This is a genomic window from Flavobacterium sp. LS1P28 (assembly GCF_003970335.1).
GTDB lineage: Bacteria > Bacteroidota > Bacteroidia > Flavobacteriales > Flavobacteriaceae > Flavobacterium.
Map to the genome: position 1 here is coordinate 180,675 of NZ_RYDI01000001.1, position 22,718 is coordinate 203,392.

Here is a 22,718-nt window from a genome sequence, read left to right on the forward strand (position 1 = left end):
TTATTTGATGTATATATTACTGGCTATTTTATTTGAAACCGTTATTTCTTTTGTTCCAACCCGAATTCTCAAAGAGGAATCAAAACTTTCCTTTTCGATAATTTCAATTTGGGAACCCAAAGCGATTTCTTGTTTGTCTAAATATTTTAAAAAATCAGAAGATGTATCTTTGACACCCATACAAATCCCGATTTGGTTTTTCTCGAATTCAGAAAGCAGTTGTTTGTCTACTTTTATAATTCTTCCGTTAGCATCCGGAATCGGATCTCCATGTGGATCTTCAGTGGGATTTCCCAGAAAATCATCTAACTTATTGATGAGTTTTTCAGATTTGATGTGTTCCAATTGTTCCGCAAGATCATGCACTTCATCCCATGAAAAATCTAATTTTTCAACTAAAAAAGTTTCCCAAAGCCGGTGCTTTCGAACAATCATTTTAGCGGCTAATTGTCCCTGATCAGTAAGGGAAACACCTTGGTATTTGATGTAGTTGACTAACTCTTTTTCGGCGAGTTTCTTGAGCATATCGGTAACGGATGACGCCTTGATTTCTATTTTTTCGGCAATCGCATTGGTGCTGATATCCACCTCTGAAACAGCCGTAAGGTGGTAAATGGTCTTGAGATAATTTTCTTCTGAAAAGGTCATGCTATGTTTTTTGAATACTCTTTTTAAATTTTAATACAAATCAATTTATTGATTTCTTCTTGAAGACTTCTCACTAAACCAATTAAGTTATTGATACAAATGTAATTAAAAAATTGGTTTTGCAAAATATAATTTTTAGTTTTGCCTAAATTTAATTTAAGCATCGTGAAAAAATTATGTTCATTATTAGTTTTCCTTATGTTTCACTTTGGCTACAGCCAAGAAAAAACAAATCTTTCTGGATTTATTTCATCAGAAAAAAAAGGGGTTTCGGAGGCTCGAGTTTTTTTAATTGGAACAAAATACGCCACCCAAACGGATAGTTTAGGAAATTACAGTATAGCGAATATTGCTGAAGGGAATTACAAAATACAAATTGTTGCAGAAGGTTTTCAAACTTTAAAAAAGAATATAACGGTCAAAATTAATGAAAACACTATTCTGGATTTGGAACTTTCAAATAATGAAAACCAACTTAACGAAGTTGTGGTTTCCGGAACTTTAAAACCCGTAAAAAGACTGGAAAGTCCCGTTCCTGTCGAGGTTTATTCCCCAATATTTTTCAAGAAAAATCCAACGGCCAGTATTTATGAAGCATTACAGAATGTAAATGGTGTTAGACCACAGCTTAATTGTGGCGTTTGCAATACGGGCGACATTCATATTAATGGGCTTGAAGGTCCGTATACTTTAGTTCTAATTGACGGAATGCCCATCGTGAGCAGTTTATCCACGGTGTACGGATTATCTGGAATTCCGAATTCACTGGTCGAACGAATTGAAATCGTAAAAGGTCCCGCTTCGTCTTTATACGGTAGTGAGGCTGTTGGAGGTTTGATTAATATTATTACCAAAAATCCAACAAACGCTCCCCTATTCTCCGCAGATGTGTTTTCTACTTCTTGGTTGGAAACTAATGTTGATTTAGGAGTAAAACTCAATGTTGGACAGAAAGCTACGGCACTTCTAGGTTTAAATTATTTTAGCTACAATCAAAAAATAGACAACGATGGCGACAATTTTACTGATGTTACCCTTTCAGACCGAATTTCGCTTTTTCAAAAATGGACTTTCAACAGAAAAGAAAACCGTTTGTTCACTATTGCGGCGCGTGGGGTTTATGAAGACCGTTTTGGCGGCGATGTGCGTTGGGAGAAAAAACACCGTGGCGGAGACGAGATCTATGGCGAAAGCATTTATACAAAACGAGCGGAACTAATAGGAAGTTACCAATTGCCTTTTCAGGAAAAACTAATGCTTTCCTTTTCAGGAAATGTACATTTTCAAGACAGTCGCTACGGGACAACCAGTTATATTGCCAATCAAAAAATTGGTTTTGTACAACTAACTTGGGACAAGAAAACAGGGAGGAATGATTTACTAACCGGAATTGCTACCCGATACAATTATTACGATGACAATACACCGGCAACATTAAAACAGGGAAATAACAATCCCGAGAAAACCTGGCTGCCGGGAATTTTTGTTCAGGACGAAATTACATTTACCGAAAAACACAAGATACTCTTGGGACTGCGTTACGATTACAACTCGTTTCACGGAAGTATCTTGACGCCAAGAATTGCCTATAAATGGAAATTGAACGATAATAATATTATTCGACTGAACGCCGGAACAGGTTTTAGAGTGGTAAATTTATTTACCGAAGATCATGCTGCCTTGACTGGCGCTCGTGAAATTGTAATCGTAAATAATTTGAAGCCGGAACAATCCATCAATGCTAATTTGAATTATATTAAGAAAATAAATTTTGATAACGGAACCTTTATTGGCATTGAAACTTCCCTTTTTCATACCAGATTTAGCAATAAAATTGTTTCGGATTATGTTACTGATCCCAACCAAATCATCTACGACAACATTAATGGTTATGCGATAAGTCAAGGAATCAGTATGAATGTCGATTTCAATTTTCCTAATGGATTAAAAATTATCACCGGCGCTTCTTTGTTAGACAACAAAAACGTTCAAAATGGCCTAAAAGAAACACCTTTTCTAACCGAAAAATTTACAGCAACTTGGAGTGTTTCCTATAAAATTCAAGCTATCGATTTAAATATTGATTACACCGGAAATCTATACAGCCCTATGCGACTCCCACTTTTAAGCGCTTTAGATCCCCGTGCTCCAGAATCACCTTGGTACAGTTTACAAAACATTCAATTCACCTATTCTGGTTTACCTGATTTTGAAATTTATGTCGGAATTAAAAACCTGTTGAACTTTTTGCCTAAACAAAATAACCCGTTTTTAATTGCAAGAACAAATGATCCTTTTGATAAAAATGTAACCTACGACACAAACGGACAAGCGCAGGCCACTCCCCAAAATCCCTATGGACTAACCTTTGACACTACCTATGTATATGGGCCCAACCAGGGAATCAGAAGCTTTTTCGGACTCCGATATACCTTGAGATAATGAAAAAAAAACTGTATTTACTGGTACTCCTATGCTTTGCGATTCCTTCTGGATTCGCACAGTTGCATTCGGTTTCGTTTGAACAAATTGACAGTTTGCAAAATAACAAAAAGAGAAAAACGATAGTTTTTATTCAAACCGATTGGTGCCAATTTTGCCATGCGATGAAAAACACCACTTTTAAAAACGAGGAAATCATCAAGGAGCTTAACGCTGCTTTTTATTTCATTGATTTCAATGCCGAGGAAAAACGAACGGTTATTTTCAATAAAACTACTTTTCAATATAAGCCGACTGGAAATAATTTTGGAACCCATGAGCTCGCCATCGCATTAGGAACAGTAAATAAGCAACTGAACTTTCCTGTTTTGTGTGTTTTGAACAGTGAAAATGAGATTATTTTTCAGCACAACGGCTACTTAAACCCAAAAGAATTTAAGCTGATTTTAGCCAAACTAAAAGAATAAAATTGTCTATTTTTGGAGAAATGTCAAATTCTCAAATGAAACACTTCGATTACATCTTTACCGGCGCAGGACTATCGGCTTTGATGACCGTATATAAAATGGTGCAATCCGGTTCATTTGCCGATAGCAGTATTTTGTTATTGGATGAAAATACCAAAAAAACCAACGCCAGAACGTGGTGTTTCTGGAAAACTAGTGATTCAGTTTGGGAACAATCTATTTCCAAAAAATGGGATTCGGCTTTGTTTGCCAATGAAAACTTTCGCAGGGATTTAGACTTGCAACCGTACCACTACAATATGGTGAAAGGGTTGGATTTTTACACGCAGGTATTTGATTTGATTTCAAAACAAGAAAACATCACGTTCATCAACCAGAAAGTTTTGGAAATCGAAGAATCTGAAACCATAATTATGGTACAAACCGAAAGCGAATCCTTTTCCTGCTCCAAGTTATTCAACAGCATTTACAACAAAGAAAAAGCAGAAAACCAGACAAAATATCCTGTTTTACAACAGCATTTTATAGGTTGGTTTATCAAAAGCGAACAGCCTGTTTTCAATCCCGAACAAGCTACTTTCATGGATTTTTCGGTGGAACAAAAAGGGAATACCCGCTTTATGTATATGTTGCCCACTTCCAAAACTGAAGCTTTGTTGGAATACACGTTGTTTTCGCACTGCCATTTGAAGACCGAGGAATACGAAAACGAAATCCAGCAATACATCGAAAAACTTGGGATTACAAACTATGAAATCGTCGAAAAAGAGCAAGGTAGTATTCCTATGACGTGTTATCCTTTTTGGAAAGCCAATACGAAAAACGCAATCAATATTGGCACTTCAGGCGGCTGGACGAAAGCCAGTACGGGCTATACTTTTAAAAATTCTGACACCAAATCAACAGAACTGGTTGCCTTTCTACAAAGAGAAACCGATTTTACTAAGTTTCACAAAAGCACTAAATTCTGGTTTTACGATTTACTTCTGTTAGACATCTTAGACCGAAAAAATGAATTGGGTTCTTCTATCTTCTCTTCGATGTTCAAAAAAGGCAATCCAACATTAATTTTTAAATTTCTGGATGAGGAAACTTCACTCAAGGAAGACATTACCGTTATTCTAAAATGTCCCAAAATGCTATTTATAAAAGCTATTTTTCATGTGGCTTCAAAAGCAATTAAATAGAAATCAAACTATAACAAAACTTTATAATTCAACTTCTATACTTGATTGTAAACTTTGTAACTTTGCAATTCAAAATTAGTATTGATTTAAAATAAAAAAATATGTATCCACAAGAAATGGTAAAACCAATGCAAGCCGAATTAACCGCTGCAGGTTTTCAAGATTTACATAGTGCCGAAGCGGTAGAAAACGCAATGAAATTAGAAGGAACAACACTTGTAGTTGTAAATTCGGTTTGTGGTTGTGCTGCCAGAAACGCACGTCCGGGAGCAAAAATGAGTTTGGATGGTGCTAAGAAACCAGACCATTTAATCACTGTTTTTGCAGGAGTTGACAAAGATGCAGTTGATGCTGCAAGACAACACATGTTTCCTTTTCCTCCATCATCGCCAAGTATGGCTTTGTTCAAAAACGGAGAATTAGTGCACATGCTAGAGCGTCATCACATTGAAGGTCGCCCAGCAGAACTAATTGCTGAAAACTTGAAAGACGCATTTAACGAGTATTGTTAATCCCAGTCAAAGCATAGAATATAAAACCACGTTTCGGCGTGGTTTTTTTGTTTATTGATGGTGATTATTATTTGCATTTAAGACAAAGTTGTCACTCTGACTAAGGAAGAGTCCTTATAAATTGCTCAACAGATAAAGATTCTTCGTTCCTCAGAATGACAAAATAAACACAGGAAGGTCAATCCAAAATTGTCCCCCGCTTCCGCACGAATCCTTTCGTGTGGCTTGAAGAGCTAATTACAATTCTGAGAAACTAAACCTTCTATTCACCACAACTACCCTAGCCCAGATGGAAACGGCATCCTGTTGTGGCGGGGTTCGCCACAACAGATATAGTGAACAGCAGGAAAGAGCTCCTAAAAAATTAAATAACCAAGACATTACCGTAAATTAAGCAAGCATTGTTTTTGATTGTGAACCTTAGTTCCTTGAAAACTTTGCCTCTCTTAACCTTTTTGTTTACTTTTGCAAAAAATATATTTCTCAACTTAAAACTGTTTATAGCATGCAACTGTATAACACATTAAGCGCAGAGGAAAGAGCCATCATGATTGATGATGCCGGAAAACAACGTCTTACTTTGTCTTTCTATGCTTATGCGCAAATCTCAAATCCAACACAATTTCGTAACGAATTATTTCTGGCGTGGAACTCACTTGAAGTTTTGGGTCGGATTTATGTAGCCAGTGAGGGAATCAACGCCCAATTATCATTGCCTGCGGATCATTTCTATGCATTCAAAGATTCCATCGAGGTCTACGATTTTATGAAAGGAATCCGATTAAATATTGCCGTAGAACAAGACGATCATTCGTTCTTGAAACTCACCGTAAAAGTCCGTGATAAGATTGTGGCTGACGGTTTAGTCGATGAAACTTTTGATGTGACGAATATTGGAATTCACCTAAAAGCAAGGGAATTCAACGAACTTCTCGAAGATCCAAACACGATTGTAGTCGATATGCGAAATCATTACGAAAGTGAAATTGGACATTTCACCAAAGCTATCAAACCAGATGTGGATACTTTTCGGGAATCATTACCCATTATCGAAGAGCAGCTTACGGAACACAAACAAGACAAAAAACTATTGATGTATTGCACCGGAGGAATTCGCTGCGAAAAAGCCAGTGCTTATTTCAAACATAAAGGTTTTGAAAACGTGTACCAACTTGAAGGCGGAATTATTGAATACACCCGCCAGGTAAAAGCAGAAGGTTTAGAAAGTAAATTCATTGGAAAAAACTTCGTGTTTGATCATCGCTTGGGCGAAAGAATTACAGACGATATTGTTTCGCAATGCCATCAATGTGGCGCACCTTGTGACGTACATACCAATTGCGTGAACGAAGGTTGTCATTTACTTTTTATTCAATGTGACTCTTGCAAGGGAAAAATGGAAAACTGTTGTTCTGCTGAATGTGTAACTATAATTCATTTGCCGGAAGAAGAACAGAAAGCTATTAGACGAGGAATTAAAAACGGAAATAAGATCTTCAAAAAAGGGAAATCAGACGTTTTGACTTTCAAAAATAATCAAGATCCATTAGCAGGAGTTCCGAATCTTAGTGAATTGGCTGAGTCAAAAATTGCTCGCAGAGTAGCTACCGTTCTCAAAAAAGAAATAAAGATCAAAAAACAATACATTGGAAAAGGAACTCACTTTTATCCAAAACCAAGTATTGGTCAGTTTCTAATTGAAGAAAACGAAATCAAAATTGGTGATACGATTCTGATTAAAGGAGCTACAACCGGAGAACAAATAGTAATTATTGAAGAAATGCTGGTGAACGATTTAGCACAAGAAAAAGCAGTTTCTGGAGATACTTGTACTTTTAAATTGCCATTCCGGATTCGATTGTCAGATAAATTATATAAAGTTGTAGATTAGTGGAAATTTAAAACTAATTGTATGCCACATTCCTTTAATAAATTATGGATTCATGCTGTTTGGGCAACCAAAAACAGAGGTGAATTAATTGACTTTTCAATAGAGAAACAAGTATACGACTATATCAGACAAGAATTAATTGAATTGGGATGTCCCGTACGAATCATTAATGGAATGCCAGATCATATTCACGCCTTATTTTTATTAAATCCACAAAAATCAATTGCAGATGTAATAAAACAAATTAAAGGGAGCTCGTCACATTCTATAAATGGAGAAAATTTAATGATTGAAAAATTTGCTTGGCAAACAGGTTATGCCGCTTATTCCGTTAGTGAATCTCAATTAGAATCCGTTTATAATTACATAAAGAATCAAAAGCAACATCATTTAAAGAAAAATTCTCAAGATGAATTTGACGAATTTATAAAATTACATGGGTTAAGCCAAATTTGAAACCGTGGCTATCTTCAAAACACACACAACCATTAAACTATAGCCAACCGTTTCAACGGTTGGAGAAATTCATGAGACAATCTTTGAAAAATAATGTGTTATTCTTTACGTTGCCAACGGTTGAAACCGTGGGCTATATTCTAAACACACACAACCATTAAACTATAGCCAAACGTTTCAACGGTTGGAGACATTCATGAGACAATCTTTGAAAAATAATGTATTGTTCTTTACGTTGCCAACGGTTGAAACCGTAGGCGATGTTCAAAAAACACACAGCCATTAAACTATAGCCAACCGTTTCAACGGTTGGAGACATTCATGAGACAATCTTTGAAAAATAATGTGTTGTTCTTTATGTTACCAGCGGTTGAAACCGTGGGCTATCTTCAAAACACACACAACCATTAAACTACAACCAAACGTTTCAACGGTTGGAGACATTCATGAGACAATCTTTGAAAAATAATGTATTGTTCTTTACGTTGCCAACGGTTGAAACCGTGGGCTATGTTCTAAAAACAAACAGCCATTAAACTATAGCCAACCGTTTCAACGGTTGGAGAAATTCATGGGACAATCTTTGAAAAACAATGTATTGTTCTTTACGTTGCCAACGGTTGAAACCGTGGCTATGTTCTAAACACACACAACCATTAAAATATAGCCAACCGTTTCAACGGTTGGAGAAATTCATGGGACAATCTTTGAAAAAATAGATATAAAACACATCATATCTTTATAAGAAGGGATTCAAAACTAACCCATTACAAACTAATTTGTAATGGGTTTTTTTATTGAAAATTTATGAGGCATTCGTGCTTTTATGCGTTGTGACGTAAAATTAAAAAATACTATCTTTACACATTAAACGTTTTAAAAACATAAGTTGTGCTCGTCGCAACACTATATATAAAATTATGGCATGTACAAGTTGTTCAACTTCTGATGGTGGATCACCTAAAGGTTGTAAAAATAATGGGACTTGCGGCACCGACAGCTGCAATAAATTGACGGTTTTTGATTGGCTTTCTAATATGAGTCTGCCTAATGGTGACGCCCCTTTTGACTGTGTGGAAGTACGCTTCAAAAACGGCAGAAAAGAATTTTACCGCAATACAGAGAAATTAACGTTAAGCATGGGCGATATCGTGGCTACTGTTGCTTCTCCGGGACACGACATAGGAATTGTTACTTTGACAGGAGAATTAGTTAAAATTCAAATGAAGAAAAAAGGAGCCAATCACCTGGGCAACGAAATTCCGAAAATTTATAGAAAAGCATCCCAAAAAGATATTGATATTTGGTCTGCGGCACGGGAAAAAGAAGAGCCAATGAAGGTGCGCGCACGGGAACTGGCGATTGCTCAAAAACTGGAAATGAAGATTTCAGATATCGAATTTCAAGGGGACGGATCAAAAGCTACGTTTTATTACACGGCAAATGACCGAATTGATTTTCGAGCATTAATTAAAGATTTTGCTAAAGAATTCAGTACCCGAATAGAAATGAAACAAGTAGGTTTCCGTCAGGAAGCAGCTCGTTTAGGCGGAATAGGTTCTTGCGGAAGAGAATTGTGTTGTTCGACTTGGCTGACGGATTTTAGAAGTGTAAATACCTCAGCGGCACGGTACCAACAACTATCTTTGAATCCACAAAAACTAGCCGGACAATGCGGAAAATTGAAATGCTGTTTGAATTATGAACTGGATACGTACATGGATGCTTTGAAAGACTTCCCGGATTTTGAAACAAAATTGGTGACGGAAAAAGGAGATGCCATTTGCCAGAAACAAGATATTTTCAAAGGATTAATGTGGTTTGCCTACACCAATAATTTTGCAAATTGGCACGTATTGAAAATTGATCAAGTCCGAGAAATCATCGCTGAAAACAAACTGAAAAATAAAGTTTCTTCGCTAGAAGATTTTGCAATAGAAATCATTGCAGAACCAGAGAAAAACTTCAATAATGCAATGGGACAAGAAAGTTTAACTCGTTTTGATCAACCCAAAACGAAGAAAAAACCAAATAAAAAACGAAAACCGGGCGGTGAAAATGCAATTGTAGCAAACAGCAACAAACCTGCAAACAATACCCGTCAAACTCCAAATGACAAAAAGCCTGTGGAGCCAAGAAAACCTATAATTATTACTAAAAATGTGGATAAAAAATAGCGCTTTACTTCTTTTGGTAGTAATTCTATTCTGGTCGTGTGATAAAAAAAGGGTTTTTGATGACTATCAATCTGTGGGTAGTGCGTGGCATAAAGACAGCATTGTAACGTTCCATTTACCAGAACTAGATTCCACAAAACGCTATAATTTGTTTGTGAATTTGAGAGCGAATAATGCGTATCAATACAACAATTTGTTCTTAATTGTAGCTTTAGAACTACCTAATGGTTTTACAAAAGTAGACACGCTCGAATACCAAATGGCTGATCCGGAGGGATTACTATTAGGGAATGGATTTTCAGACATAAAAGAAAGCAAACTTTTTTATAAGGAAAATGTACGGTTTCGATCCAAATACACCGTTCATATTAAGCAAGCAGTCAGAGAAAACGGCAAAGTTCCCGGCGTGACGGCTTTAGACGGAGTTACAGATGTAGGTTTTAGAATAGAAAAAAAAGAATAAAATAGTATTATGGCTATCAAAAAAAACAACAGTCCCGCTAAAGATAATGACAAAGACATGGCTCATTACAAAAATATTTTTTGGAAAATATTCTTTGTAGGGTTAGGAAGTCTTGCTTTATTTTTCCTGTTTGCTTCCTGGGGAATCTTCGGTTCGATGCCCTCTTTTGAAGATTTAGAAAATCCCGATTCTAATTTAGCGACTGAGATCATATCCGCTGACGGAGTGGTTTTAGGGAAATATTTCGAAAAAAACAGATCTCAATTAAAGTATTCTGACTTGCCAAAAAATTTGGTTCAAGCACTAATCGCAACGGAAGATGCTCGTTTTTATGAGCATTCCGGCATTGACGGAAGAGGTACTTTGAGAGCCATCTCGAGCTTAGGAACCAGCGGAGGAGCCAGTACCTTGACGCAGCAATTAGCCAAACAATTATTTCACGGAGAAGGATCTAAATTCCTGCCTTTTAGAATTGTACAAAAAATAAAAGAATGGATTATTGCCATCCGATTAGAAAGACAATACACTAAAAATGAAATCATTGCCATGTATTGTAATGTATACGATTTTGGAAACAATTCTGTCGGAGTTAGTTCAGCCGCAAAAACGTATTTTTCTAAAGAACCAAAGGACTTAACCATCAGCGAGTCGGCAATATTAGTGGGAATGTTTAAAAATTCTGGTCTTTACAATCCTGTGAGAAATCCACAAGGAGTGATAAACCGAAGAAATGTAGTGCTTCTGCAATTAGAAAAAGGAAAAATAATTTCAAAAGAAGAAAAAGAAAGACTGCAAGCTTTACCAATCACATTAAAGTTCAAATTAGAAACGCACAAAGACGGAACAGCAACCTATTTCAGAGAATATTTAAGAGACTACCTAAAAAAATGGGCGGAGGAAAATAAAAAACCGGATGGTTCAGATTATGACATCTACAAAGATGGTCTAAAAATCTATACTACCATTGATTCCAGAATGCAACTGCATGCTGAAAAAGCAGTAACGGAGCACATGGCCAATCTTCAAGAAGAATTTTTCGAGCAATCCAAAACAAATAAAAATGCGCCATTTGTCAACATCTCTTCTGTAGAAACACAACGCATTTTAAGCCAAGCCATGAAATCCTCGAACAGATGGGCGGTATTAAAATCACTGGAAAAAACGGACGAAGAAATTATAGCATCCTTTAGCATAAAAACTAAAATGAGAGTCTTCTCTTGGAAGGGAGAAAAAGACACTATTATGACGCCATTGGATTCCATTCGGTATTACAAACATTTTTTACAATCCGGACTCATGGCGATGGAACCTCAAACGGGAAATATAAAAGCGTGGGTTGGGGGTATCGATTATAAATATTTTCAATACGATCACGTAGGGCAAGGTGCCAGACAAGTTGGTTCCACTTTCAAGCCTTTTGTTTATGCTACAGCCATAGAGCAATTGAATATGTCACCTTGTGATTCCATTATTGATTCCCCTTTTATGATTAGAAAAGGACGTCATAATGTTACCGAAGATTGGGAACCAAAAAACTCCAACAACAGATACAGCGGAATGGTAACCCTAAAACGAGGATTGGCAAATTCCATCAATATTGTATCCGCAAAATTAATAGACCGAGTAGGTCCGGCAGCTGTAGTCGATTTAGCCCATAAATTAGGCATCAAATCAGAGATTCCGCTTCAGCCTTCCATTGCTTTGGGAGCCGTTGAAATAACCGTCGAAGATATGGTTGCTGCTTACAGCACCTTTGCTAATCAAGGCGTGTATATGAAACCCCAATTTATATCTCGAATCGAAGATAAAGGTGGCGTAATTATTTACGAACCCATCCCTGAATCACATGATGTTTTAAACAAAGACATCGCGTATGCCGTGATCAAATTATTAGAAGGCGTTACGGAAGGCGGGTCCGGAGATCGTTTGCGCACCACCGGCGGCGGAAACGGAGACAAACGCTGGACAGGATATCCCTATCAATTTAAAAATCCTATTGCAGGTAAAACAGGAACTACACAAAACCAATCTGACGGATGGTTTATGGGAATGGTTCCTAATCTTGTAACTGGAGTCTGGGTGGGTTGCGAGGACCGTTCTGCCCGTTTCAAAAGCATAACTTACGGACAAGGTGCCACAGCAGCACTGCCGGTTTGGGGTTATTTTATGAAACTTTGTTACGAAGATCCCGCTCTAAAAGTATCCAAAGCATCCTTTGAAAGACCCGCAAATCTATCCATAAAAGTAGACTGCTACACCGCTCCAAAAGTAATAGACACCACTAATATTGAACAAAATACCGATGAATTTGAATTGTAAAATTTTCATCTGGAGCTAATCCAGCCATCCGCTATATCTTTTAGTCTCCTTAAAGAAGGAGACTAAAAGGATGTCGCTTCTATCTGGGCTAGGCAATTCGTTCTTAAAATTAAATCTTGTTGTTATTAATACTACAAACAGATTGGGTTCTTCTTTAAATTAAAATTCGTCAACTAGCATTCAATTTTATGATTAACAAAAAAGTAAATAACGTTCATGAAGCCCTTCAAGGAATTGAAAACGGGATGACCATCATGCTGGGCGGTTTCGGATTATGCGGTATTCCAGAAAATTCCATCGCCGAATTAGTAAAAAAAGAAACTACGGATTTAACCTGTATCTCAAACAATGCAGGAGTAGATAATTTTGGCCTTGGATTGCTTTTGCAAAAACGCCAAATCAAAAAAATGATTTCTTCTTACGTAGGTGAAAATGCCGAATTTGAGAGTCAAATGCTATCTGGAGAACTCGATGTAGAATTAATCCCGCAAGGAACTCTTGCAGAACGATGTCGTTCGGCACAAGCAGGAATTCCAGCTTTTTTCACCCCTGCCGGTTATGGAACTGAAGTAGCCGAAGGGAAGGAAGCACGGGAATTCAATGGAAAAATGCATCTTATGGAATACGCTTTCAAAGCTGATTTTGCCATCGTAAAAGCATGGAAAGGTGATGAAGCCGGCAACCTAGTTTTCAAAGGAACAGCACGAAACTTTAATCCTTGTATGGCCGGAGCGGCAAAAATAACTATCGCCGAAGTAGAAGAATTATTGCCTGTAGGTAGTTTAGATCCAAACGAAATTCATATTCCAGGAATACTTGTAAATAGAATTTTTCAAGGTGTGAAATATGAAAAAAGAATTGAACAAAGAACCGTGAGAAAAATTTTCTGATTATGGCTTTAGATAAAAATCAAATTGCAAAACGCATTGCAAAAGAATTAAAACACAACTACTATGTGAATCTCGGAATCGGGATTCCAACATTAGTTGCTAATTATGTCCCAGAAGGAATTGACGTCGAATTTCAAAGTGAAAACGGAATTCTCGGTATGGGTCCATTCCCTTTAGAAGGCGATGAAGACGCTGATTTAATCAACGCCGGAAAACAAACCATAACTACTTTGCCTGGAGCAAGTTTCTTCGACTCGTCATTCAGTTTTGGAATGATTCGTGGACAACATGTTGACTTAACAATCCTTGGTGCAATGGAAGTTTCCGAAAATGGTGATATTGCCAACTGGAAAATTCCTGGTAAAATGGTCAAAGGAATGGGTGGCGCAATGGATTTAGTGGCTTCTGCCGAGAATATTATTGTAGCCATGATGCACGTTAACAAAGCTGGCGAATCTAAAATACTTAAAAAATGTACCTTGCCTTTAACAGGTGTTGGCTGTGTTAAAAAAGTCGTTACTGAACTAGCCGTTTTAGAAGTAACGCCGCAAGGTTTCAAATTATTGGAACGCGCACCGGGTGTAACTGTAGCGCATATCATCGCTTCTACGGAAGCTGATTTAATTATTGAAGGCGAAATTCTGGAAATGGTTATTGAGTAGCCCGAGTCTTAAAAACACAAAAAAACCACAATTTAATGAAATTTAGGGCTTTTTGTATTTAGTGATTTAGGTTCTAAAAATTGTATTTCCCTCCAAGGTAAATACTCCTTCCGCTAGCATTAATTCCAGAGGCAAAAGTCCTGTATTGTATATCTAAAACATTTTCAATACCGGAATAAACAGTGAACTGTTCCGTTAAAGATAATGATCCTTTCAAATTATAGGTTTCCCAAGAAGGCATTCCATTTTTTGGAGCATATTGCAAATTATCTTCTCCACTAGGCGAGTAATTGCTCAACTCTTTTTTTCCATTATACAACATATATAAATCCAAATTTACTAGTTTACTTTCATATTTAAAACCTGTTTTTCCATAAAATGGAGCAACATGGTCTAAAGGAAAATTACCCACCGCATTTTGGACTCTACCGTGAGTAAAATTGAAAGTGCCATAAAACAAGAATGATTTTGTGATATAACTTCTTAAGGTAGAGGAAATTCCGCTAATATTTCCTTTTCCTTGATTTTGATTGGCAAGAATGAGACTGTTTTTTCCTTCATAAACAATCGAAGATTGTCCGTTTAACGTAAAAGAACCCGTTATTATTGCATCATACAGTCTTGTGTAATAAAAAATATTTTCAAACTGAAAACGTTTACCTTCCCAAAAAGTAATGCTCAAATCAGCCGTTACTGATTTTTCAGGCCTCAAATCTTTGTTTGGTACAATTAAAGTTCCTGCTGCCGATTCGAATATTTTTGCTAAATCATCAATGTTTGCAACTCGAAATGCAGAAGCTAAATTAAAACCTATTTTTGTGTTTTCGCTGGCATTATTTACAATTCCAACGGCACCGCTATAGGTAAAGTTTTTTTGTGATACGCTAGTATAAGGTAAATTCAGAAAATTGGTTAAAATTTCGCTATTCAAAGTCGTGTAACCAGCCCTAGCACTTACATTACACGAGGCTGTTTTGTTAATGTCATTGCTGTAGGATGCAAAACCTTCGGCTCTAAAAGTATTGTTTTTTCCATCTGGATAACGCGAATCAGTAATGCTTTCAGCATTAGTTAAAATATTTTTTTTATTTCCTAAAGAATTTAAATTATCATAATAAACATCGGCGCCATAAATAAAATCACCATTACCTATTTTTGTTTTAAAATCAGAATTGATGGCAAATATCGAAACTTTTTCAATCCTTGAACTTTGCGTTGGATTGCCGAAATTACGGGTAATTCTACTTTCTTCGATGTTTTGATAACTGGCAACCAAATTCATATCACTGTTTAAGAATACCTTCTTTTTGTCTAATTTATAAGAAGAAATTAACCTTTTTTGTGGACCATAATTCCAAACTGCAGATTTAAATTTTCCGTTTGAACTCAAATCAGTTAGCCTGTCATATCTGGGAATGTTTGATGTGGTAGAAAATTGTAAATTTATACTATGTCGTGTGCTGATATTCTGCTGAAAAATAATTTTTTGCATAAAATCATATTGTTTATATCCAGAAAATTTTTGCACATATTTATCATCATTAGTAACTTTAATGTCAATACCATCTTTGGTTACCACATAAAAAGGTCTTTCTCCAAAAAAATCATTGCTACCATTTTTATGTTTTCCCATTTTTAAATCCCCATAATCATTATAGGAGAATGAAGTTAAGTAACCCCATTTTTGACCCGCAAAGTTGAAATCTAAATGACCTGATTTTCCTTGGTTTGCAGAGTTATAATTTGTTAAAGCAGTTCCGCTAACCTTTTGGTTTTCCGTATCGGAAAGCAATTTTGCAATTTTAGTTTGTAAATAAATGGCTCCGCCAAGCGCATCACTTCCGTGAATAGTAGATGATGGTCCAAAAAGCACGTCTACATTTTCAAGCATATTTTTATCAACAGTAATTATGTTTTGCAAATGTCCAGCTCTGTAAATTAAGTTATTCATTCGGATTCCATCAACGAGTAATAAAATTCTACTGGATTCAAAACCCCTAATAACAGGGCTTCCGCCGCCCTGTTGCGATTTTTGAACTGCTAAAGTCCCCGAATTCCCTAACACATCGGCACTGGACTGGAAGTTATTAAACTCGATTTCTTTTTTAGAAATACTTTCAATTTGTTGCGTAATTTTTCTTTTTGGTTTTGCAAATCGTTGTGTACTTACAACTACTTCATCTAATCCTATTGAATTTATAATGTCTTTTTTAGTTTGGGAAAATCCCGACAAAGAGTAAATACAAACCATTACGATTATTATTTTTTTCATGTTTGTGTAATTAATTTTGTTTAAAATAGATACTTCAAAAAAAAACATGGAGTATCTAATAGTGAATAGATAAAGGATCTAGTTTTTAAATTAAATTGAGTATTATGATTTTTAATTATATCAATTTTAAAATCAATTTTAAAACCAAAATTCACTTTGTTTTTTTGTAAGAGGTGATTAAAGAGAAAGATTCGTTTTTACTTACTTTTAAAATAGCATTTGTAGTAATTTCAATCTCAAAACAAAAATCTCAAATAATCAGTTGTTTTTGATTTTTACAGGGAAATTCAGCGTTTAATTCAGCTTTTAGAAAAACCAAGTCGCCACAAAAATAGCCGTAATCACACAAATCAAATCGACTATAAGCATCGTTCCTAATGCATAACGCGTATTTTTAATATTTACGGAACCAAAATAAACGGCTATCACATAGAAAGTACTTTCGGCACTACATTGAAAAATACTACTCAATCTTGCCGTTAAGGAATCAGCACCAAAAGTATTCATTGAGTCAATCAAAAATCCTCTTGATCCTGCAGAACTAAAGGGACGAAGCAACGCAACTGGTAAGGCATCCGTGATTTGCTTGCTAACACCCATATTTGAGAAAATAAAAGCGATCCAATTGCTAATAATTTCAAATAAACCACTGTTTCTAAATAAAGAAATGGCAACCAACATTCCCAATACATAAGGAAAAATAGTTACTCCAGTTTTCACACCATTGTTTGCTCCTACTACAAAAGAATCAAAAACTGTAGTACTTGCGACCGTAAACTTCTTCTCATTTATAAAGGAGAAAATCAGGGTAAAAGCAATAATTCCAATTAATATTAAAGCAGAAAGATTAGCCGTAAAATAGTTTTTCCCGATTAAATCTAAATGGTTTACATACATCAACAAACCAACAATTGCAGCTATTAAAACCATCAATACAATCACTAGAGAAGCACTTTTGAAATTGATTTTTTGCTTCACTCCAACAATTAGAAATGCTGCAATAGTTCCTATAAAAGAAGTGATAATACAAGGTAACATCACATCCGCCGGATTGCTGGCATTAGCCGCAGCACGATACCCTATAATAGAGGTTGCAATCAAAGTAAGACCCGAAGCATGCAAACACATAAACATAATTTGTGCATCACTGGCCTTGTCTTTATCAGGATTTATTTCTTGCAAGCTCTCCATGGCTTTAAGACCAAAAGGAGTTGCAGCAGAATCTAATCCTAAGAAATTAGCAGCAAAATTTAAGGTCATATAGGAAATGGAAGGATGATTTTTAGGAATACTAGGAAACACTTTTACAAAAACTGGACTCAATGCTTTCGCTAACTTTCCAGAAGCTCCGGAAATGATTAAAAGCTCCATTAATCCACAGAAAAAGGCCAAGTAAGCCATCAACGGAAGGACTAAATCAAGCAAAGTACTTTTGCACGTTGGCAGTAAACCATCTGATTTTTGAACGCCACTGTATATTTTTACGGTTTTGTTTTTATAAACATAAGTCGTATCCGCATTTAGCGTATCACGATTAATTATCATGGTTTGTTCGGGTGCTTTTTTGATGCTGTCTTTAATAAAGGCAGGAAGTTCTTCGGCAAATTTCTCCGAAACCAGAATTGGATCATCTTTCTTTCCGTTCAAAACGTGGTCAATAGTATAACTGTCTCCCGAAAACAAACTAAACACTACAAATACAATTGCTGAAATAAAAATGACTAACCAAAATCTACTCAATACCATAATCTATAATTTTTGTAAATGTAAAAATTTAAAAAGTTTAACCGCAAATTCGCTAATAAAAATAAACCAGGAATAAACATTTCGATTCGCAAAATATCCAATTTGCGAATTGGCGGTAAATTATCACACATGAATTATTTCGTCCTCAATCAATAATTCTTCCCGTCTTAATCTCAAGAAAATCTGCGCCACGGCGATCGTGTCTTTCTCACAATAGGTTACAATACGATCAATATCTTTGTCTACATAAAATACATGTCCTACCTGGCTACCGTCGATATCGCCTTTTGGAGAAGGGATTCCAAGGACTTTACACATCAATTTCAAAGAAGTAAAATGCTTGTAATCGCCAAATTTCCACAATTCCAAGGTATCCAAATGGGGAATTTCCCATGGTTTTTTTCCAAATAAATTCAGTTTGTTTGGAATAGCAATTTGGTTGATAATCATGCGTCGGGCGAGGAACGGAATATCAAATTCCTTAGCATTGTGCCCACACAAAACATGTTGCGGCTGGTTGAAATGAGTATTCAGCAAAGTATTAAAATCTAACAATAGTTTCTTTTCTTCACCAAAAAAAGAAGTCACCCTAAAATTCCGAATATCGCCTTTGATGGTAAAATAACCCACCGAAATACAAACGATTTTCCCAAACTCGGCCCAAATTCCCGCACGATCGTAGAAATCCTCGGGAGTATATTCGTCTTTGCGCTGGTATTGGGTTTTATGTTCCCAAAGATCTTGCATTTCAGAATCTAATGCATTGAAATCTTCGGCTTCCGGAACGGTTTCGATGTCCAGAAACAGAATGTTATTGAGGTTTATTTTTTCTATCATTTGATGACACGCAGCTTACGTGGATTTTTACAGATTTTCTTAAACGAATATACCAAATTTATTCATCAACAACTAAAACAAACTTTGTTGCGTCGTTGGGTTTTCATGTTCCAATAACCATTTTTTTCGCCATAATCCGCCTGCATATCCTGTTAGTGAACCATCTGTTCCAATGACTCTGTGACAGGGCACGACAATCCAAAGCGGATTTTTCCCGTTAGCAGATGCAACGGCTCTAATGGCTTTGACATCACCCAAAATTTTGGATTGTTCGAGATATGTTCTCGTTTTCCCATAAGGAATGTCCAATAAAGATTTCCAGACTTTTTGTTGGAATTCAGTCCCTTTTGGATTTAATTTAAAATCGAAATCGGTTCTCTTGCCTTCAAAATATTCGTTGAGTTGTACAACGGCTTGTTGTAAAACAGCCTGAATTGTATTTGAACACAACCCTTCTTCGGTGACTGAAATTCGTGATATTCCACTTTCATCGCCTATGATTTTGGCAATTCCCAATGGCGTTTTGATGTATGCGGTTTCCATATTTTAAAGATAAAAAAAATACCCACATTGTTCCTAAAGAAGTAATAAAGTTCAGAAATAAATGCACTTAAAGTGTTTTGAGCATAAAAAAACCATTCGCAGAGACGAATGGTTCTTGTATTTTAGCCCCGATAGCAGCGGCATCTCGCGATTTAGAAAAACAAGGCTTTTTATCCGTAGTTTTTATTTATCGGGAATACAGCGGATAGCGGGAGTAGCTCCTGAAAAACACCAGGATTATTTCAAATTGGAATATACGTATGCTTCCAAGGCTTTCAATTCGTCATCCGACATGGCTTTGGTAACCACGAAGTTTGTTTTCATCACTTCATACTGGCTAGGATCAACAATAGGCTCGCCTTCGCCTTTCAAAAACGTTACGATACTTGCGTTTTTATCTTTATAAATCTTAGCAATATCCTGCAGGCTAGGCCCTATAACCTTTTTGTCAACCTGATGGCAGGCCACACAATTTCCTTTCCCTTTGAAAATTTCTTCTCCCAATTGCTCTGGTGTTTGAGCAATTTCTTCGGTAGTGGTTGGGTATAAAGGTTCTTTTTTGGCTTCTTCTTTTTTACAAGAAGCTAAGGCTAAAACGGCAAATAAAAACAATGTCTTTCTCATGTTAATTTCTTTAATTATAGGTGGCTCAGTGGCTAGAATTACCATCCAATATACTTGGGTGGCTGAATTTGATTCAGATTCAAATACACTAAAATTTGTGCTCTGTGATGGGTGACATGGTCTTGCATCAAATTAAGTATTTGCAATTTTGATTTTTGACCCGCAAAAAAAGTAACTTTTTGGGATAATTCAGCATCATTGGTTTTTTGGACAACTCTTTTTGCTGCATCAAAAGAGGTTTTTATCTCTTGGATTATTTGTGCTTTTGAAAGCCCTTTTACGGCTTCTTTTTTCACATATTTCTCTTCCGAAAAATAAGTTGTGCCCAACCAATTCATGTTATCTTGTATGTGAAATAATTGTTCTTTAAAGGACATTTCACGTTCAGCGGGTTTATAATCATATTTATCTTCCGGCATAGCTTCTGCAACGGCCACTAAATAATCTTTGGAATTATCCCATTTCTCTATGAAAGTAGAAACTACTTCCGCTTGTGCAAAAATGCTATTGGAAAGCAATAAAACCACTATTATTAAACATTTTTTCATTTCTATTTGTTAAGAAGTATAGCAGCCTCTTTCGCAAAATAGGTCGAAATCAAACTGGCTCCCGCTCGTTTGATACACATTAATTGCTCCATCATAATTTTATCGTGATCGAGCCAACCTCTTTCGGCAGCGGCTTTGATCATTGCATATTCGCCCGAAACGTGGTAGACTGTTACCGGCACATTTACCGCATTTTTGACTTCGCGAACAATGTCTAAATAGGCAATTCCAGGTTTTACCATGACCATATCAGCGCCTTCTTCAACGTCCCATAACGCTTCTTTGATAGCTTCTATGCGATTGGCATAATCCATTTGGTATGTTTTTTTATCTTTTGGAATTTCAGTGGCGTCAACAGGAGCGCTGTCTAACGCGTCACGGAACGGCCCGTAAAAAGCAGATGCGTATTTTGCCGAATAACTCATAATACCTACGTTATGAAAACCGGCAGTATCCAGACCCTCGCGCAAACGCAATACACGTCCGTCCATCATGTCTGATGGCGCTACAAAATCGGCTCCCGCTTGCGCATGAGAAACAGCCATTTTTACCAAGGCTGCGTTCGTTGCATCATTTGCTACATCTCCATTTGCAATGATTCCGTCATGTCCATAAATAGAATAAGGATCCAAAGCCACATCAGGCATTACAATCATTTCCGGACAAGCGGCTTTGATGGCACGTATGGCATTTTGCATCAATCCGTTTGGATTCCACGCTTCCAGTCCCGTATTGTCTTTTAAATTTTCACTTACTTTTACATAAATATTTACCGCACGAATGCCCAATGCAAATATTTCTTTGACTTCTTCTACTGTTAAATCTATCGAACGACGGAATATACCCGGCATGGAAGAAATTTCTACTTGTACATTTTCGCCTTCAGCTATAAACATAGGAAACATAAAATCCGATGGACTTAAACTCGTTTCACGAACTAAACTCCTTATGGATTCGTTTGTTCTTAATCTTCTGCCTCTGTGTAATGGGAACATATATTTTCGTTTAAAGTTAAACTTTAATTTATTTTTTTAACCATTAAGAAATTAAGGTTCATTAAGGTTTTAAACTTAATTTTCCTTAATTTCTTTATGGTTTAACTATTTAAATCCAATTTTTTGGATTTTCTAAAACGTTGACTAATTTTTCTTCTTCGCTTCCCGCTTCCGGATGATGATCGTACACCCATTGTACATTTGGTGGTAAACTCATCAGGATACTTTCGATTCTTCCGTTGGTTTTTAGTCCAAATAAAGTGCCTTTGTCATGAACCAAATTAAACTCTACATAACGACCGCGACGAATTTCCTGCCACGTTCTATTTTCTGGCGTATAGGGTAAATCTTTTCTTTTTTCTACAATTGGAACATAGGCTTCGAGGAAACTATTGCCGACTTCTGAAACGTAATTGAACCAATCTTTCATACTCCGCTCTGGAGTTTCTTTGCAATAATCGAAAAACAATCCGCCTATTCCTCGTGCTTCATTGCGATGCGCATTCCAGAAATAGGCATCACATTGTTTCTTGTATTTTGAATAAAACTCCGGATTGTGCTTGTCACAAGCAGTTTTACAGGTTTGATGAAAATGGATGGCATCTTCTTCAAACAGATAATAGGGTGTTAAATCTTGTCCACCACCAAACCATTGCTGAATTACATTTCCGTTGTCATCGTACATTTCGAAATAGCGCCAGTTGGCATGAACCGTAGGAACCATTGGATTTTTTGGATGCATTACCAAACTTAATCCACAGGCAAAAAAATCAGCTTCGCCCACATTAAACATTTTTTGCATGGCTTCTGGTAATTTCCCATGAACGGCTGAGATATTAACACCACCTTTTTCGAAAACTTTGCCGTTTTCGATTACACGGGTTCTTCCTCCACCGCCTTCCGGCCGTTCCCAAAGGTCTTCACGGAATTTGGCTTGACCTTCAACCGCTTCCAATCCTTTACAGATTTGGTCTTGAAGGTTTTGTATGTAGGTGTAAAATTGTTGTTTCATTTTAAGTTAAAAGTGTTTAAATTATTT

21 protein-coding genes are annotated in these 22,718 nt (G+C 36.4%); 11 read left to right on the forward strand and 10 right to left on the reverse strand.

The features are described 5' to 3' along the window. Entirely contained in the window at positions 1-648 is a 648-nt protein-coding gene (locus EKL97_RS00715; RefSeq protein ID WP_126567782.1) for a metal-dependent transcriptional regulator, read from the reverse strand. A gap of 198 nt (positions 649-846) precedes the next feature. On the opposite strand from EKL97_RS00715, the gene EKL97_RS00720 reads away from it, so the two are divergent. The 6 genes from EKL97_RS00720 to tnpA all read left to right on the forward strand — a co-directional run bounded on the left by EKL97_RS00720 (position 847) and on the right by tnpA (position 7,603). After that, positions 847-3,090, forward strand: coding sequence for a TonB-dependent receptor (locus EKL97_RS00720; RefSeq protein ID WP_126567937.1), 2,244 nt, complete (start codon positions 847-849; stop codon positions 3,088-3,090). Further along, entirely contained in the window at positions 3,090-3,557 is a 468-nt protein-coding gene (locus EKL97_RS00725; RefSeq protein ID WP_126567783.1) for a thioredoxin family protein, read from the forward strand. The genes EKL97_RS00720 and EKL97_RS00725 overlap by 1 nt, the downstream gene beginning before the upstream one ends. 35 nt (positions 3,558-3,592) lie before the next feature. After that, positions 3,593-4,744 carry a lycopene cyclase family protein gene (locus tag EKL97_RS00730; RefSeq protein ID WP_126567785.1) on the forward strand — a complete coding sequence of 384 codons (1,152 nt, stop codon included), beginning with the start codon at positions 3,593-3,595 and terminating at the stop codon, positions 4,742-4,744. A gap of 101 nt (positions 4,745-4,845) precedes the next feature. Continuing rightward, positions 4,846-5,256 (forward strand): BrxA/BrxB family bacilliredoxin, encoded by a 411-nt coding sequence (locus EKL97_RS00735; RefSeq protein ID WP_126567787.1) that lies wholly within the window; start codon positions 4,846-4,848, stop codon positions 5,254-5,256. A 505-nt stretch (positions 5,257-5,761) separates the two neighbouring features. After that, a complete protein-coding gene (locus EKL97_RS00740) occupies positions 5,762-7,147 on the forward strand; it encodes a rhodanese-related sulfurtransferase (protein ID WP_126567788.1) in 1,386 nt (461 codons plus the stop codon). A gap of 21 nt (positions 7,148-7,168) precedes the next feature. Next, entirely contained in the window at positions 7,169-7,603 is a 435-nt protein-coding gene (tnpA, locus tag EKL97_RS00745; RefSeq protein WP_126563558.1) for an IS200/IS605 family transposase, read from the forward strand. A 157-nt stretch (positions 7,604-7,760) separates the two neighbouring features. Here tnpA and EKL97_RS15520 read toward each other — a convergent pair whose 3' ends face one another. Beyond that, positions 7,761-7,922, reverse strand: coding sequence for a hypothetical protein (locus EKL97_RS15520; protein ID WP_156063281.1), 162 nt, complete (start codon positions 7,920-7,922; stop codon positions 7,761-7,763). Between the two features lie 601 nt (positions 7,923-8,523). Between EKL97_RS15520 and EKL97_RS00750 the strand changes: the two genes are divergently transcribed. The 5 genes from EKL97_RS00750 (at position 8,524) to EKL97_RS00770 (ending at position 14,114) form a co-directional block, all read left to right on the forward strand. After that, positions 8,524-9,780 (forward strand): stage 0 sporulation family protein, encoded by a 1,257-nt coding sequence (locus EKL97_RS00750; RefSeq protein WP_126457706.1) that lies wholly within the window; start codon positions 8,524-8,526, stop codon positions 9,778-9,780. After that, positions 9,764-10,243: a gliding motility lipoprotein GldH gene (locus EKL97_RS00755; protein ID WP_126457707.1), complete on the forward strand. Its 480-nt coding sequence runs from the start codon at positions 9,764-9,766 to the stop codon at positions 10,241-10,243. The genes EKL97_RS00750 and EKL97_RS00755 overlap by 17 nt, the downstream gene beginning before the upstream one ends. Positions 10,244-10,252: 9 nt before the next feature. Then, entirely contained in the window at positions 10,253-12,562 is a 2,310-nt protein-coding gene (locus EKL97_RS00760; RefSeq protein ID WP_126552781.1) for a penicillin-binding protein 1A, read from the forward strand. 188 nt (positions 12,563-12,750) lie between these two features. Next, positions 12,751-13,452, forward strand: a complete 702-nt coding sequence (locus EKL97_RS00765) for a CoA transferase subunit A (protein ID WP_126561391.1) — start codon at positions 12,751-12,753, stop codon at positions 13,450-13,452. 2 nt (positions 13,453-13,454) lie between these two features. Further along, a complete protein-coding gene (locus EKL97_RS00770; protein ID WP_126561390.1) occupies positions 13,455-14,114 on the forward strand; it encodes a 3-oxoacid CoA-transferase subunit B in 660 nt (219 codons plus the stop codon). Between the two features lie 73 nt (positions 14,115-14,187). Here EKL97_RS00770 and EKL97_RS00775 read toward each other — a convergent pair whose 3' ends face one another. From EKL97_RS00775 to hemF, 8 genes are all read right to left on the reverse strand, one after another. Further along, entirely contained in the window at positions 14,188-16,386 is a 2,199-nt protein-coding gene (locus tag EKL97_RS00775) for a TonB-dependent receptor plug domain-containing protein (protein ID WP_126561389.1), read from the reverse strand. A 306-nt stretch (positions 16,387-16,692) separates the two neighbouring features. Then, positions 16,693-18,132, reverse strand: coding sequence for a nucleoside recognition domain-containing protein (locus EKL97_RS00780; RefSeq protein ID WP_126457715.1), 1,440 nt, complete (start codon positions 18,130-18,132; stop codon positions 16,693-16,695). Positions 18,133-18,255: 123 nt separating this feature from the next. After that, positions 18,256-18,969 (reverse strand): 3'-5' exonuclease, encoded by a 714-nt coding sequence (locus EKL97_RS00785; RefSeq protein WP_126457716.1) that lies wholly within the window; start codon positions 18,967-18,969, stop codon positions 18,256-18,258. 72 nt (positions 18,970-19,041) lie between these two features. Continuing rightward, positions 19,042-19,512 (reverse strand): methylated-DNA--[protein]-cysteine S-methyltransferase, encoded by a 471-nt coding sequence (locus EKL97_RS00790; protein ID WP_126457717.1) that lies wholly within the window; start codon positions 19,510-19,512, stop codon positions 19,042-19,044. Between the two features lie 237 nt (positions 19,513-19,749). Next, on the reverse strand, positions 19,750-20,136 hold the full coding sequence (locus tag EKL97_RS00795) for a c-type cytochrome (RefSeq protein ID WP_126457718.1): 387 nt from the start codon (positions 20,134-20,136) through the stop codon (positions 19,750-19,752). Between the two features lie 38 nt (positions 20,137-20,174). Continuing rightward, complete coding sequence (locus tag EKL97_RS00800; RefSeq protein WP_126563552.1) at positions 20,175-20,684, reverse strand: DinB family protein; 510 nt, start codon at positions 20,682-20,684, stop codon at positions 20,175-20,177. Between the two features lie 2 nt (positions 20,685-20,686). Continuing rightward, positions 20,687-21,679, reverse strand: coding sequence for a porphobilinogen synthase (gene hemB, locus EKL97_RS00805; protein WP_126457720.1), 993 nt, complete (start codon positions 21,677-21,679; stop codon positions 20,687-20,689). A 109-nt stretch (positions 21,680-21,788) separates the two neighbouring features. After that, positions 21,789-22,691, reverse strand: a complete 903-nt coding sequence (gene hemF / locus EKL97_RS00810) for an oxygen-dependent coproporphyrinogen oxidase (protein WP_126567792.1) — start codon at positions 22,689-22,691, stop codon at positions 21,789-21,791. Positions 22,692-22,718 lie beyond the last annotated feature (27 nt).